The organism is Pseudomonas sp. HY2-MNA-CIBAN-0224, assembly GCF_040310285.1.
GTDB classification, from domain to species: Bacteria; Pseudomonadota; Gammaproteobacteria; order Pseudomonadales; family Pseudomonadaceae; genus Aquipseudomonas; species Aquipseudomonas helleri.
On sequence record NZ_JBEOPQ010000807.1, the window covers coordinates 1 to 245 of the forward strand.

General features: G+C 49.0%; 1 protein-coding gene. It reads left to right on the plus strand.

Translation table 11 applies throughout. From position 1 onward, the window contains the following. Window positions 1–245: hypothetical protein (locus AAEZ03_RS28530; RefSeq protein ID WP_350583334.1), on the plus strand; the 245-nt coding region annotated here is incomplete at both ends.

Genomic DNA, 245 nt, shown 5'->3' on the forward strand with positions numbered 1-245 from the left:
GTGAATGCTGCCTCTTGCAATGCTGCTACAGAAGTAGAATGTGGGACTAATGCTACGGCAAGTCCTCTTCATGGCATTGCTATAGGTAAGAATGCCACAGCGTTCGGAAGTCAGACTATTGCCATTGGCGGAGGAAGTAGCGGTCAACACACCACCGCAATGGGTGAGCAATCTATTGCCATTGGTGCAAACGTTGTGACCAAAGGCGGATCTTCTATTGCCATTGGTGGTGACGATCTAAATGC